This window comes from Agromyces arachidis, assembly GCF_052805135.1.
The window spans coordinates 360405-373550 of the sequence record NZ_JBRBDK010000001.1; the positions used below are offsets into that span (position 1 = coordinate 360405).

Below are 13146 nucleotides of genomic sequence, written 5' to 3' on the forward strand. Positions count from 1 at the left end.
CATCATGCCCGGCCCCGTCCGTCGTCTCCGCGGCGTGAGGGAAGGTGACATGGACGACTGGCAGCGACGCGTCGACGCCGTGTGGAGCACGGCATCGGAACTCGGGGACGATGCGGTGATCGCCCGCATCGACGCGCTGGTGGCCGAGCTCCCCGCCGAGGACCCGCGCGGGTCGTTCGAGGCGGCGGGCGCCCGCGACTCCGCCGGGCTCGAGTCCGAGGCCGAGCCCGGGTACCGTCGGGCGCTCGCGCTCGGCCTCTCTGGGCGGGCCCGCGTGGAGGCGCACATCCAGCTCGCGTCGACGCTGCGCAACCTCGGCCGTGCCGCGGAGTCGCTCGACGTGCTCGAGGTCGTCCGCGACGACGCCGGCGATCTGGCCGACGCGGTCGAGGCCTTCCGCGCCCTCGCGCTCGCATCGTGCGGCCGAGCGGATGACGCGGCATCCGTCGCACTCGTGGCCCTCGCGGCGCACCTGCCGCAGTACCGCCGCGCCGTCGACGCCTACGCCCGGGAACTCGGCGGCTCGCCCGGCCGGGCGACCGCGGAGGCCTGACCGGCGCCGGGGCGGCGCGGCATCCGCCGACGGCGAACAGCCCGGTTCCCGCGTGTTGCACCGGATAGATTCGACACAACGCACGAACGAAACGGAGCGAAATCCATGGCCGAACCGACACTGCAGCCCAGTGTGTTCGATCGACTGCTGAAGGACCGCATCATCTGGCTCGGTTCCGAGGTGCGCGACGACAACGCGAACGAGATCGCCGCGAAGCTGCTGCTCCTCGCCGCCGAGGACCCGAAGAAGGACATCTACCTCTACATCAACTCGCCCGGCGGGTCGATCACGGCGGGCATGGCCATCTACGACACGATGCAGTTCGTTCCGAACGACATCGTCACGGTCGGCATCGGAATGGCGGCGTCGATGGGGCAGCTCCTGCTCACGGCCGGGACCAAGGGCAAGCGCTACATCACGCCCAACGCCCGCGTGCTGCTGCACCAGCCGCACGGCGGCTTCGGCGGCACCGCGAGCGACATCCAGACCCAGGCGCAGCTCATCCTCGACATGAAGAAGCGCCTCGCCGAGATCACCGCCGCGCAGACCGGCAAGTCGGTCGAGCAGATCAACCGCGACGGCGACCGCGACCGGTGGTTCAGCGCGCAGGAGGCCCTCGAGTACGGCTTCGTCGACCACATCCGCGAGTCGGCCGTCGACGTCTCCGGCGGAGGCGGCACCCAGCCCGGCTTCGAGGACACCCAGGCCTGAGGAAGAGAGAACTGCGAATGAACATCCCCGCTTTCGGCGGCACCGCGTTCAGCGGCGCCCAGGCCCCCGGGTCGCGCTACATCCTGCCGAGCTTCGAGGAGCGCACGGCCTACGGCTACAAGCGCCAGGACCCGTACGCCAAGCTCTTCGAGGACCGCATCATCTTCCTCGGCGTGCAGGTCGACGACGCGTCGGCCGACGACATCATGGCGCAGTTGCTCGTGCTCGAGTCGATGGACCCGGACCGCGACATCATGATGTACATCAACTCGCCCGGCGGCTCGTTCACCGCCATGACCGCGATCTACGACACGATGCAGTACATCCGCCCGCAGATCCAGACCGTCGTGCTGGGTCAGGCCGCCTCCGCGGCGGCGGTGATCGCGGCGGCCGGCACGCCCGGTCGTCGCCTCGCGCTGCCGAACGCCCGCGTCCTGATCCACCAGCCCGCGATGGGCGAGGCGGGCCACGGCCAGGCGTCCGACATCGAGATCCAGGCGGCCGAGATCCTGCGCATGCGCACGTGGCTCGAGGAGACGCTCGCGAAGCACTCCAACCGGACCATCGAGCAGGTCAACGCCGACATCGACCGCGACAAGATCCTGTCGGCCGCGGAGGCCCAGGAGTACGGCCTGATCGACCAGGTGCTGACGTCGCGCAAGACGCTGCCGGCGCTCTCGCGCTGATCGACCGACGCTCGAGGGGGCGGGTGCGGATGCCGCATCCGCCCCTTCGTCCGTCACGTTTCCGCCAAACCGTGGCGGATCGACCCCGCCCGACCTTCGTCGGGCTAGGCTCGGAGCAGACGCGTTTCGAGGGAGGAAACGATGGCACGGATCGGGGAGAGTGCTGACCTGCTGAAGTGCTCCTTCTGCGGAAAGAGCCAGAAGCAGGTGCAGCAGTTGATCGCCGGTCCCGGCGTGTACATCTGCGACGAATGCGTCGAGCTCTGCAACGAGATCATCGAGGAGCGGCTCGCCGAGGCGGGCGAGGCGGAGTCGGGCGAGTTCGAGCTGCCCAAGCCCAAGGAGATCTTCGCGTTCCTCGAGGAGTACGTCATCGGCCAGGAGGCGGCCAAGCGCGCCCTCGCCGTGGCGGTCTACAACCACTACAAGCGCGTGCGGGCGAAGGCGTCGATCTCCTCCGCCGAGCGAGCGAACGACGACGTCGAGATCGCGAAGTCGAACATCCTGCTGATCGGGCCGACGGGCTGCGGCAAGACCTACCTCGCGCAGACGCTGGCGAAGCAGCTCAACGTGCCGTTCGCGGTGGCCGACGCCACCGCCCTGACCGAGGCGGGCTACGTCGGCGAGGACGTCGAGAACATCCTCCTCAAGCTGATCCAGGCCGCCGACTACGACGTCAAGCGCGCCGAGACGGGCATCATCTACATCGACGAGGTCGACAAGATCGCCCGCAAGGCGGAGAACCCCTCGATCACCCGCGACGTATCGGGCGAGGGCGTCCAGCAGGCCCTGCTGAAGATCCTCGAGGGCACGGTCGCCTCCGTGCCGCCGCAGGGCGGACGGAAGCATCCGCACCAGGAGTTCATCCAGATCGACACGACGAACGTGCTGTTCATCGTCGCGGGTGCGTTCGCAGGGCTGGAGGAGATCATCTCGTCCCGTGCCGGCAAGCGCGGCATCGGCTTCGGGGCGCCGCTGCACTCCAAGCAGGATGAAGCGGAGCTGTTCAGCGAGGTGCTGCCGGAGGACCTGCACAAGTTCGGGCTGATCCCGGAGTTCATCGGTCGACTGCCCGTGGTCGCGACCGTGACCCCGCTCGACCGATCGGCCCTCATGGAGATCCTCACCGAGCCGAAGAACGCCCTCGTGCGGCAGTACCAGCGCATGTTCGAACTCGACGGGGTGCAGCTGGAGTTCGAGCACGCCGCACTCGAGGCCATCGCCGACCTCGCCGTGCTCCGCCAGACCGGCGCGCGCGGCCTCCGCGCGATCATGGAGGAGGTGCTCGGTCCGATCATGTTCGAGGTGCCCTCCACCACGGGAGTGGCGCGCGTCGTGGTCACGAAGGAGACCGTCATCGACAACGCCGCGCCGACGATCGTGCCGGCGAAGCCGCGACGCGCGGAGAAGTCCGCCTAGCAGCGCCACGACGAGGCCACCGGGTCGGGCCGGAGACGCGCCGAGTCGCGTCGACGGTCAGTCGAACACGCGCAGCACGTGCCAGTGCCGGCCGTCATGGCCCACGTCGAACATGCGGGCCTCGCCGTCGTCGCCCGTGGCCTGGAAGCGCCACCCCGTGATCGCCAGCGGGGCGCGCCCGGGCGCGACCTCGTGCGCCGCGAACACGTGCCACCATTCCGCCTGTCCCACGAGCGGAGTCGGCATGTCGGTGACCCGATACCGCTGGGAGCGCCAGACGAGTCGCTCGGGGATGCCGGATTCGTCGGTCCACACCTCGGCGGGTTCGGTCGTGAGACGCATCCGCCCTCCTTCATTCGAACGTGTGTTCGAATGGTACCAGCGTCCGGCCGTGACGAACAGGACCGGTCGGGTCGCGCGGCGTCCGATCGGGCGTCGTCGGGTCACGGGTGACGCGTCGAGGACGTGGGGCGAGAATGGCGGGGTGGAGGTTCACGTGCTGCACATCGAGGGCTGTCCGCATCGCGCCGAGGCGGGGGCCGGTGCGAGGCAGGCCCTCGACGCGGTCGGACTCGCGGACGTGCCGGTCGACTACGTCGTCGTCCGGAGCGCGTCCCAGGCGGCCCGGGCCGGCTTCGCGGGCTCGCCGACGATCACCGTCGACGGCGAGGACCTGTTCCCGACCCCGGGTCGGACCGGTGTGCTCGCCTGCCGCGTCTACGCGACCGGGTCGGGTCCGGCTCGCGCGCCCACCCGTGAGCAGATCGAGCACGCGCTCCGCGCGCGGGGTCGCCGCTAGGCCAGGTCGTCGTCCGTCCGGGCTCCGAAGACGATCTCGTCCCAGCTCGGCATCGCCGCACGGCCCTTCTTGGGACGCGCCGAGCTCGACGCCTTCCCGCCCCAGAGCGCCCGCGCGGCCGCACCCGCCCGGCTCTCGTCGGCCTCGTCCTCCGGTCCGGACGAGGCCTCGGCGGTCGGGGCGGGGAGCTCGGTCGCCGTGGCCGGCGCGGAGATGGTCGGCGCGAACGGGGGAGGGGCGGGCACGGATTCGACGGAGCCGGTGACCGACTCGCGCTCACCGCGACGTCGGCGCAGCGCTTCGAGCAGGTCGGCGGTCTCGCCGGTCGGCGGTGCGGGTTCGTCGGCCCGCTTGATGGCGGCGCGGGCGACGGCCGCGCTCGACGCGGGCGACGACTGGCGCGGCGCGCCGATCTCGGGCTGCGGGGCGGTGTCGTCGTCGGCGACGTCGGTCGCGTCGAACGTGAACGCACCGCTGTCGAACCGGGAGGACTCGTCCTCCGGCGAGACGGCGCGCAGTCGCGGGATCATCCCGCCGCGGGCCTCGCCCTGCTTGGAGAGCGTCGAAGCATCGGCGTTCTGCGGATGCAGGGCCTGCTTCCGGGGTTCGAACGACCAGCGCGCGTCGTGGTCGATCCCGTCGGCGGTGAACTCGAGCTTCACCATCCAGCCGCGCTCGACGTCCTTCCAGCTGGCCCATCGCTCGCCGTGCGCGCCGAGGGCGGCGAGGCGCTCGCGCACCACGCTGCCGAAGGAGGCGGGCTCGTCGGAATCGGATTCGCCGGGCGCATGCATCGGCACGGCGAGCGCGGAGGTCACCATGTGTTCGCGCTCGGCGATCACCGGCCCCTCGAATCGCCGGATGTAGTCGACGGACGCACCGGTCAGCTCGGCGACCTCCTCGGCCGAGAGCCCGGAGCGGATGTGGGCCTGCACCTCGCGGGGGGAGAGCTTGGGGCCGGCGTGAGTCTCGGGGACCGCGTGGCGGATGCGCGACTGGAGCACCTCGTCGATCTCGATCCGGAATCGCGCCCCGTCATCGGAGGCTGCGACGAGGGCGCCGTCCTCGACACCGATCACCTTCAGTTCCTGCATCGCGAGAAGCCTTTCCGTGCCTTCGTCTCCGCCCAAGGATGCCACGGCGCCGGCCCGGCGCACGGGAATACGGCGGGCGCGCCGCGAGTTGTGCATTCCACCGGAAGAGGCGGCCCCGGAATGGTTTGCTTACGCCATTGATTTGATGCAGACTATGGCCGCCGAACCCTCGGCACAGGAAAAAAGGATGGGAATGGCAACGGATTACGACGCGCCGCGGAAGACCGAAGACGACTCGGAGTCGATCGAGGCCCTCAAGGAGCGCGTGCCCGACAAGATGTCGAGCGCCGTCGACGTCGAGGACGCCGACAACCCCGGCAGCTTCGACCTCGCGGGAGCCGACCTGTCCGACGTCGAGCTCGACGTCGTCGTGCTGCCGCCGCAGGCCGATGAGTTCACCTGCGTCAGCTGCTTCCTCGTGAAGCACCGCTCCCAGATGGACCACGAGACCAAGCTCGGGCCCATCTGCCTGGAGTGCGCCGCCTAGGCGCGCTCCTCGCCGACTTCCGGCCGCCGCGATCCTCGTCGGATCGCGGCGGCCAGTTCGTTGGGGTGCCGGGTCGACACGAGCCAGTAGGGCGCGGGGTCCGCGGCGTCCTCGATCGGCACCCGCACCACGTCGCGGATCCATCCGCGGATCACGAGGAACGCGCGTGCGTCCAGCCCCGTTCCCCGCTCGACCCGCGCGGCGTCGCCGATGGCGGGAACCGGCTCGCCGACGAGGGTCAGCGGCACCTCGGCGCGCCCCGCGCGCAGCCTGCCGTCGGCGACCTCGATGACGGGCGCCGTGAGCGTCAGCGAACCGGCGACGGCGAGGTACAGCAGGAGACCCGTCGCGACCCCCGCGGGCACCGACACCGGCGCGAGGACGAGGATGCTCGACGGGATGAGCAACAGGCTGATGAGGTAGATCCAGGGCGTCGGCCACAGCCGTTCGCGGTAGTCGGGCATGGGACTATCAGACCAGACTTCTGCACTACCCTCGAACGGTGACCGATTCCGTCGATGTGCTGATCACGGCCGACCGCCTGCCCGCATACGCCCATCCGGGCGATGCCGGCGCCGACCTCCACGCCGCCGAAGGCGTCGTCCTCGAGCCGGGGGAGCGCGCGACGGTCGGCACGGGGGTGGCCATCGCGCTGCCCGACGGGTACGTCGCGTTCGTGGTGCCGCGGTCCGGACTCGCCTTCAAGCACGGCATCACCATCGTCAACGCCCCCGGAACCGTCGACGCGGGCTACCGCGGCGAGATCAAGGTCGCGCTGCTGAACACCGACGCGCGCGAGGCCTACCGCATCGAGGCGGGCGACCGCATCGCCCAGCTCGTCGTCATGCCGGTGAGCCGCGCGCGGTTCGTGGAGGTCGAGCGACTTCCCGGCAGCCTGCGCGGCGAGGGAGGGTTCGGGTCGACCGGATTCGGGGCGAACCAGTCAGGAGCACACGCGTGAGCGACATCGAGAACATCGACGACTTCCCCGTCGACCAGCCGAAGTCGGCGCCGGCCGACCGCTCGGCCAACGGCCCGCTCGACGAGTCCGAGGCGAACCCCGTCCGTCCCTACGTCGACCTGGGCGGCGTCAAGGTGCTTCCCCGCGAAGGCCTCCACCTCAGGCTCGAGGTCGAGGAGGGCTCCAAGCGGGTCGTGGCGGTCGGGCTCGACTACGCCAACTCGACGCTGCAGGTGCAGCCCTTCGCGGCGCCGCGTTCGAGTGGGCTGTGGCACGAGATCCGCGACCAGATCGCCGACCAGATCGCCCGGCAGGGCGGCACCACGACGGTGCGCGAGGGGTCGTTCGGCCCCGAACTGCTGGCCCAGATCCCGGTCACCACGGCGGACGGCCAGGCGGGCCAGATTCGACTCGCCCGCTTCATCGGCGTCGATGGGCCGCGCTGGTTCCTGCGCGGCGTCATCGCCGGCGAGGCGGCGGCGGATCCGACGGCGGCGGCGAAGGTCGAGGACCTGTTCCGCTCGATCGTCGTGGTGCGCGGCAACACCCCGATGCCCCCTCGCGACCTCATCCCGCTCCGCATGCCGACGTCGTCGACGGGCGGTCCGACCGCGTGACGCCCGAGAACCCGGACGGGAACGGCTCGCTTCGCGACGAGCCCGCCGACGCGCCCGCACCGGGCGGCGAGGCGGCTCCGGCGCCCGGCCCCGACGCCGACGACCTCGGCCGCCAGCTGGCCGCCGCCGCCGAGCGGTCCGGCCTCGGCAGGATCGCCCGGGAGGAGACGCTGACCCCGGCCGACCTCCTCGGCGCCCTCGGCGGCGTGCGCGGGCTCGCGGAGGCGATCCTGCCCGGCCTGGTGTTCCTGCTCGTCTACACGTTCACGCGCGAGCTCATGTGGGCCCTCGCCGCCTCCCTCGGGCTCGCGGTGGTGTTCACCGGGGTGCGCCTGGTCACCCGGAGCCAGCCCACGCAGGCGATCGCGGGGCTCATCGGGGTCGCGGCATCCGCTGCGCTGTCGTTGTGGACGGGGCGCGCGGAGGACAACTACGTCATCGGGTTCTACACGAACGCGGCCTACGCGATCGCCATCCTCGTCTCGCTGGTGGTGCGCTGGCCCCTGGTCGGGATCATCGTCGGCTTCCTGAAGGGCGACGGGACGGCGTGGCGCGGGCGGCGGCGCACCTTCCTCGCGATGCAGCTGCTCACGCTGGTCTGGCTCGGCATGTTCGTCGCGCGACTGTCGGTGCAGGTGCCGTTCTACTTCGCCGGCGACGTCGAGGCCCTCGGCGCCACGCGACTGCTGATGGGCGTGCCGCTCTACGCGCTCCTGCTGGTGTTCTCGTGGCTCGTGGTGCGGGCGGTCTACCCGGCGCGACCCGCATCGGCCGAGTGATAGAGTTATCTCGATATCAAGATAATTTCCGGATGCCGGAGTGAGCCTGTCGGCCGGCGGGGCCCTGCACTAGCCTTGCTGGGGGCGGGCAACGGATCACCCGGGCACCGTCACGTGCCGCCGCGAGGGCGGCATCCGCGAAGGAGAGGACACCGTGTCTGCAGTGAACAGTTTCGGGGCGAAGGACACGCTCCACGTCGGCGACCAGTCGTATGAGATCTACCGGATCGAGACGGTCCCCGGTCACGAGAAGCTCCCCTTCAGCCTGAAGGTGCTCCTCGAGAACCTGCTCCGCACCGAGGACGGTGCGAACGTCACCAAGGAGCAGATCGAGGCCCTGGGATCGTGGGTCCCGACCGCCGAGCCCGACACCGAGATCCAGTTCACCCCGGCCCGCGTGGTCATGCAGGACTTCACCGGCGTGCCCTGCATCGTCGACCTCGCGACCATGCGCGAGGCCGTCGTCGCCCTGGGCGGCGACCCGAACAAGATCAACCCGCTCTCGCCCGCCGAGATGGTCATCGACCACTCGGTCATCGCCGACCTGTTCGGCACCGAGAACGCCCTCGAGCGCAACGTCGAGATCGAGTACGAGCGCAACGGCGAGCGGTACCAGTTCCTGCGCTGGGGCCAGACGGCGTTCGACGACTTCAAGGTCGTCCCGCCGGGCACCGGCATCGTCCACCAGGTGAACATCGAGCACCTGGCGAAGGTCATCTACCACCGCGACGTGGACGGCGTCACGCGCGCCTACCCCGACACCTGCGTCGGCACCGACTCGCACACCACCATGGTCAACGGCCTGGGCGTGCTGGGCTGGGGCGTGGGCGGCATCGAGGCCGAGGCCGCGATGCTCGGGCAGCCCGTGTCGATGCTCATCCCCAAGGTCGTCGGCTTCAAGCTCTCGGGCGAGATCCCGACCGGCGTCACCGCGACCGACGTCGTGCTCACCATCACCGACATGCTCCGCAAGCACGGCGTCGTCGGCAAGTTCGTCGAGTTCTACGGCTCGGGCGTGGCATCCGTGCCGCTGGCCAACCGCGCGACCATCGGCAACATGAGCCCGGAGTTCGGCTCGACCGCCGCGATGTTCCCGATCGACGGCGTCACGATCGACTACCTGCGACTCACCGGCCGCAGCGAGGAGCAGCTCGCGCTCGTCGAGGCGTACGCGAAGGCCCAGAAGCTCTGGCACGACGCCGACAACGAGCCCTCCTACTCGGAGTACCTCGAGCTCGACCTCGCGACGGTCGTCCCGTCCATCGCCGGACCGAAGCGTCCCCAGGACCGCATCGTGCTGTCGGACGCGAAGTCGCAGTTCGAGAAGGACCTCACGAACTACGCCGACGTCGACCACGACCTGGTCGACCTCGAGATCGCCGAGTCGTTCCCGGCCTCCGACCCGCCCGGCAACACGCCGGAGGACGAGCACAACCTGCATGTGCACCACCACCGCAGCCACGCGCCGGCCTCGGCGTCGAAGCCGACCCCGGTGACCACGCCGGAGGGCGCCAGCTACACGCTCGACCACGGCGCCGTGACCATCGCGGCGATCACGTCGTGCACCAACACGTCGAACCCGTCCGTCATGCTGGCGGCCGGCCTGCTCGCCCGCAACGCCGTGAAGAAGGGGCTGAAGGCCAAGCCGTGGGTCAAGACCACGCTCGCGCCGGGCTCCAAGGTCGTCACCGAGTACTACGAGAAGGCCGGACTCACCCGCGACCTCGAGGACCTCGGCTTCTACACGGTCGGCTACGGCTGCACCACCTGCATCGGCAACTCCGGCCCGCTGATCGAGGAGGTCTCGGCCGCGGTGCAGGAGAGCGACCTCGCGGTGACCGCGGTGCTCTCGGGCAACCGCAACTTCGAGGGGCGCATCAACCCCGACGTGAAGATGAACTACCTCGCCAGCCCCCCGCTCGTGATCGCGTACTCGCTGGCCGGCTCGATGAACTTCGACTTCGAGACCGACCCGCTGGGGCAGGACTCGGACGGCAACGACGTCTTCCTCAAGGACATCTGGCCCGACGCCGCCGAGGTCCAGAAGACGATCGACGAGTCGATCAACGAGGAGATGTTCACCCGCCAGTACGCGAGCGTCTTCGAGGGCGACGAGCGCTGGCGCAACCTGCCCACCCCGACGGGTGCCACCTTCGAGTGGGACACCGAGTCGACCTACGTGCGCAAGCCTCCGTACTTCGAGGGCATGACCCTCGAGACCACCCCCGTGACCGACATCTCGGGCGCCCGGGTGCTCGCGAAGCTCGGCGACTCGGTCACCACCGACCACATCTCGCCGGCCGGATCGATCAAGGCCGACAGCCCGGCGGGCCGGTACCTCACCGAGCACGGCGTCGACCGCAAGGACTTCAACTCCTACGGGTCGCGTCGCGGCAACCACGAGGTGATGATCCGCGGCACGTTCGCGAACATCCGACTGAAGAACCAGCTCCTCGACGGCGTCGAGGGCGGCTACACCCGGGACTTCACCCAGGCGGACGCCCCCCAGTCGTTCATCTACGACGCGTCGATGAACTACCAGGCGCAGGGCATCCCGCTCGTGATCTTCGGCGGCAAGGAATACGGTTCGGGCTCGAGCCGCGACTGGGCCGCGAAGGGCACCAACCTGCTGGGCGTGAAGGCCGTCATCACCGAGAGCTTCGAGCGGATCCACCGCTCGAACCTCATCGGCATGGGCGTCGTCCCGCTGCAGTTCCCGGCCGGCGAGACCGCCGACTCGCTCGGACTCGACGGCACCGAGGTGGTCTCCATCACCGGCCTCGAGCAGCTGAACGAGGGCACCACGCCGAAGACGGTGCACGTCGTCGCCGAGCCGAGCGAGCACTCGCCCGCCGGCAAGCAGACGGTCGAGTTCGACGCGGTCGTCCGCATCGACACCCCGGGTGAGGCCGACTACTACCGCAACGGCGGAATCCTGCAGTACGTGCTGCGCAGCCTCGTCTGACGCGGTGACCCACGAGGGCGGCGAGCGCAGCTCGCCGCCCTCGTACTCTGCCCGGGCTCTCAGGTCGTCCGGCGTAGACTTCAACGAACCCCAGGGGCGGCGACGCCCCCGTCTTGGAGGCACGACGAATGAGGCTGCTCGACACCATCCGAGGTCCCCGTGACCTGGACGCGCTGACCCACGACCAGCTCGAGGAGCTCGCGAGGGAGATCCGCGAAGTGCTCGTGGCGAGCGTGTCGAAGACCGGCGGTCACCTCGGACCGAACCTCGGCGTCGTCGAGCTGACCATCGGGATCCACCGCGTGTTCGACTCCCCGCGCGACCCCATCATCTTCGACACCGGTCACCAGTCGTACGTGCACAAGCTCCTGACGGGCCGCCAGGACTTCAGCACGCTTCGGCAGACGGGCGGCCTCGCCGGCTACCCGCAGCGTTCCGAGTCGGCGCACGACGTCGTCGAGAGCTCCCACGCCTCGAGCTCGCTCTCGTGGGCGGACGGCATCTCGAAGGCGTTCGAGATGACGGGCCAGGGCGATCGCCACGTCGTGGCGGTGGTCGGTGACGGCGCGCTCACCGGCGGCATGACCTGGGAGGCGCTGAACAACATCTCTGACGACAACACGCGCAACCTCGTCGTTGTGGTCAACGACAACGGCCGCTCGTATGCGCCCACCATCGGCGGAATGGCTCGGTTCCTCAACTCGGTGCGCACCAGGCAGTCGTATCGCACGCTGCACCTGCGCAGCCGCAGTGCGTTCGAGAAGCTCGGGTCGCCGGGGCGGGCCTTCTACCGCGGGGTCCGCGGCGGGCTGCACGGCTTCCTCAGCCGGTTCAGCGGCAATGAGGCGCTCTACTCGAACCTCGACATCAAGTACATCGGCCCCATCGACGGGCACGACGCCCGCGCCGTCGAGGAGGCGCTGCGGCAGGCGAAGTCGTACGGCGCCCCCGTGATCGTGCACGCGATCACCGACAAGGGCCGCGGCTACGAGCCGGCCCGTCGCGACGTCGCCGACCAGTTCCACGCGGTCGGGCAGATCGATCCCGAGACCGGCGAGTCGATCGAGAAGGCCTCGGCACCCTCGTGGACGGGCGTGTTCGCCGACGAGCTCGTGAGCCTCGCCGAGCGCGACGAGCGGCTGGTCGGCATCACGGCGGCCATGCTGCGCCCGACCGGACTGCACCGCATGGCGGAGCGCTTCCCGGGGCGGGTGTTCGACGTCGGCATCGCCGAGCAGCACGCGGCGACGTCGGCGGCCGGCCTGGCGTTCGGCGGGCTCCACCCGGTCGTCGCGGTCTACGCGACGTTCATCAACCGCGCCTTCGACCAGGTGCTGATGGATGTCGCCCTGCACAAGGCCGGCGTCACGTTCGTGCTCGACCGGGCGGGCGTCACGGGGCCCGACGGTCCGAGCCATCACGGCGTCTGGGACCTCTCGATCCTGCAGGTCGTCCCCGGCATCCGCATCGCCGCGCCGCGCGACTCCGTCCGGCTCGCCGAGGAGCTCGGCGAGGCGGTGCAGGTGGACGACGGTCCCACGGTGCTGAGGTTCCCGAAGGGCACGGTCGGCACCGAGTACGACGCGGTCCGCCGGACCGAGGACGGCGTCGACGTGCTCGTCGAGTCCGAACGGCGCGACGTGCTCATCGTGACGGTCGGCCCGATGGCCGGGATCGGCCTCGAGGTCGCGGAGCGCCTCGCGGCGCAGGGCATCGGCGCCGCGGTGGTCGACCCGCGCTGGGTCGTGCCCGTGCCCCGGAGCGTCGTGGACCTCGCCGCCGACTACCGCATCGTCGTCAGCATCGAGGACGGCATCCGCGTCGGCGGCATCGGCACGCGGATCCGCCAGGACCTCCGTGAAGCCGGCGTCGACACGGCCGTCACCGAGGTCGGCCTGCCCGACGAGTTCCTCGACCACGGGTCGCGCGGCGACATCCTGGAGCAGGTCGGCCTGACCCCGCAGCACATCGCGCGCGACGTCACCGCGATGGTGCTCGGCAGCAAGCTCCCGCACGCACGCAACGCCGGGGCGGACCTGGCGGCGGAGACCGGCTCGCGGCCGCGGGTCTGACGC

The 13146-nt window shown here is 70.3% G+C and carries 14 protein-coding genes; 11 read left to right on the top strand and 3 right to left on the bottom strand.

Annotated features, from left to right (window positions below):
- Positions 1-49 precede the first annotated feature (49 nt).
- The 4 genes from ACUY4T_RS01735 (at position 50) to clpX (ending at position 3369) form a co-directional block, all read left to right on the top strand.
- A complete protein-coding gene (locus tag ACUY4T_RS01735) occupies positions 50-553 on the top strand; it encodes a tetratricopeptide repeat protein (protein ID WP_446017165.1) in 504 nt (167 codons plus the stop codon).
- Positions 554-658: 105 nt separating this feature from the next.
- Entirely contained in the window at positions 659-1264 is a 606-nt protein-coding gene (locus ACUY4T_RS01740) for an ATP-dependent Clp protease proteolytic subunit (protein ID WP_446017166.1), read from the top strand.
- A 17-nt stretch (positions 1265-1281) separates the two neighbouring features.
- Entirely contained in the window at positions 1282-1950 is a 669-nt protein-coding gene (locus tag ACUY4T_RS01745) for an ATP-dependent Clp protease proteolytic subunit (RefSeq protein ID WP_446017167.1), read from the top strand.
- Positions 1951-2091: 141 nt separating this feature from the next.
- Positions 2092-3369 (top strand): ATP-dependent Clp protease ATP-binding subunit ClpX, encoded by a 1278-nt coding sequence (gene clpX, locus ACUY4T_RS01750; RefSeq protein WP_446017168.1) that lies wholly within the window; start codon positions 2092-2094, stop codon positions 3367-3369.
- Between the two features lie 57 nt (positions 3370-3426).
- Here clpX and ACUY4T_RS01755 read toward each other — a convergent pair whose 3' ends face one another.
- Entirely contained in the window at positions 3427-3711 is a 285-nt protein-coding gene (locus ACUY4T_RS01755) for a DUF6504 family protein (RefSeq protein ID WP_446017169.1), read from the bottom strand.
- A gap of 142 nt (positions 3712-3853) precedes the next feature.
- Between ACUY4T_RS01755 and ACUY4T_RS01760 the strand changes: the two genes are divergently transcribed.
- On the top strand, positions 3854-4168 hold the full coding sequence (locus ACUY4T_RS01760) for a hypothetical protein (RefSeq protein WP_446017170.1): 315 nt from the start codon (positions 3854-3856) through the stop codon (positions 4166-4168).
- Here the strand turns inward: ACUY4T_RS01760 and sepH are convergent.
- Positions 4165-5262: a septation protein SepH gene (gene sepH / locus ACUY4T_RS01765; RefSeq protein WP_446017171.1), complete on the bottom strand. Its 1098-nt coding sequence runs from the start codon at positions 5260-5262 to the stop codon at positions 4165-4167. The genes ACUY4T_RS01760 and sepH overlap by 4 nt on opposite strands.
- A 193-nt stretch (positions 5263-5455) precedes the next feature.
- On the opposite strand from sepH, the gene ACUY4T_RS01770 reads away from it, so the two are divergent.
- Positions 5456-5749 carry a DUF4193 domain-containing protein gene (locus tag ACUY4T_RS01770; RefSeq protein WP_446017172.1) on the top strand — a complete coding sequence of 98 codons (294 nt, stop codon included), beginning with the start codon at positions 5456-5458 and terminating at the stop codon, positions 5747-5749.
- Here ACUY4T_RS01770 and ACUY4T_RS01775 read toward each other — a convergent pair.
- Positions 5746-6213 carry a DUF3093 domain-containing protein gene (locus ACUY4T_RS01775; RefSeq protein WP_446017173.1) on the bottom strand — a complete coding sequence of 156 codons (468 nt, stop codon included), beginning with the start codon at positions 6211-6213 and terminating at the stop codon, positions 5746-5748. The two genes, ACUY4T_RS01770 and ACUY4T_RS01775, sit on opposite strands and share 4 nt — an antisense overlap.
- Positions 6214-6251: 38 nt before the next feature.
- Here ACUY4T_RS01775 and dut point away from each other — a divergent pair, with 38 nt between their 5' ends.
- From dut to dxs, 5 genes are all read left to right on the top strand, one after another.
- On the top strand, positions 6252-6710 hold the full coding sequence (dut, locus tag ACUY4T_RS01780; RefSeq protein WP_446017174.1) for a dUTP diphosphatase: 459 nt from the start codon (positions 6252-6254) through the stop codon (positions 6708-6710).
- Positions 6707-7327 carry a DUF3710 domain-containing protein gene (locus tag ACUY4T_RS01785; protein WP_446017175.1) on the top strand — a complete coding sequence of 207 codons (621 nt, stop codon included), beginning with the start codon at positions 6707-6709 and terminating at the stop codon, positions 7325-7327. The genes dut and ACUY4T_RS01785 overlap by 4 nt, the downstream gene beginning before the upstream one ends.
- The gene (locus tag ACUY4T_RS01790; RefSeq protein WP_446017176.1) at positions 7324-8106 is read left to right on the top strand and encodes a DUF3159 domain-containing protein; all 783 of its coding nucleotides are present in this window, start codon (positions 7324-7326) and stop codon (positions 8104-8106) included. The genes ACUY4T_RS01785 and ACUY4T_RS01790 overlap by 4 nt, the downstream gene beginning before the upstream one ends.
- Before the next feature lie 154 nt (positions 8107-8260).
- Positions 8261-11071: an aconitate hydratase AcnA gene (gene acnA, locus ACUY4T_RS01795; RefSeq protein ID WP_446017177.1), complete on the top strand. Its 2811-nt coding sequence runs from the start codon at positions 8261-8263 to the stop codon at positions 11069-11071.
- 128 nt (positions 11072-11199) lie between these two features.
- Positions 11200-13143 (top strand): 1-deoxy-D-xylulose-5-phosphate synthase, encoded by a 1944-nt coding sequence (dxs, locus tag ACUY4T_RS01800; protein WP_446017178.1) that lies wholly within the window; start codon positions 11200-11202, stop codon positions 13141-13143.
- The last annotated feature ends 3 nt before the right edge of the window (positions 13144-13146 follow it).

Bases quoted from the DNA above. Each gene is read 5' to 3' on its own strand.
- ACUY4T_RS01735 (WP_446017165.1), top strand. From the start codon at position 50: ATGGACGACTGGCAGCGACGCGTCGACGCCGTGTGGAGCACGGCATCG.
- ACUY4T_RS01740 (WP_446017166.1), top strand. From the start codon at position 659: ATGGCCGAACCGACACTGCAGCCCAGTGTGTTCGATCGACTGCTGAAG.
- ACUY4T_RS01745 (WP_446017167.1), top strand. From the start codon at position 1,282: ATGAACATCCCCGCTTTCGGCGGCACCGCGTTCAGCGGCGCCCAGGCC.
- clpX (WP_446017168.1), top strand. From the start codon at position 2,092: ATGGCACGGATCGGGGAGAGTGCTGACCTGCTGAAGTGCTCCTTCTGC.
- ACUY4T_RS01755 (WP_446017169.1), bottom strand. From the start codon at position 3,711: ATGCGTCTCACGACCGAACCCGCCGAGGTGTGGACCGACGAATCCGGC.
- sepH (WP_446017171.1), bottom strand. From the start codon at position 5,262: ATGCAGGAACTGAAGGTGATCGGTGTCGAGGACGGCGCCCTCGTCGCA.
- ACUY4T_RS01770 (WP_446017172.1), top strand. From the start codon at position 5,456: ATGGCAACGGATTACGACGCGCCGCGGAAGACCGAAGACGACTCGGAG.
- ACUY4T_RS01775 (WP_446017173.1), bottom strand. From the start codon at position 6,213: ATGCCCGACTACCGCGAACGGCTGTGGCCGACGCCCTGGATCTACCTC.
- dxs (WP_446017178.1), top strand. From the start codon at position 11,200: ATGAGGCTGCTCGACACCATCCGAGGTCCCCGTGACCTGGACGCGCTG.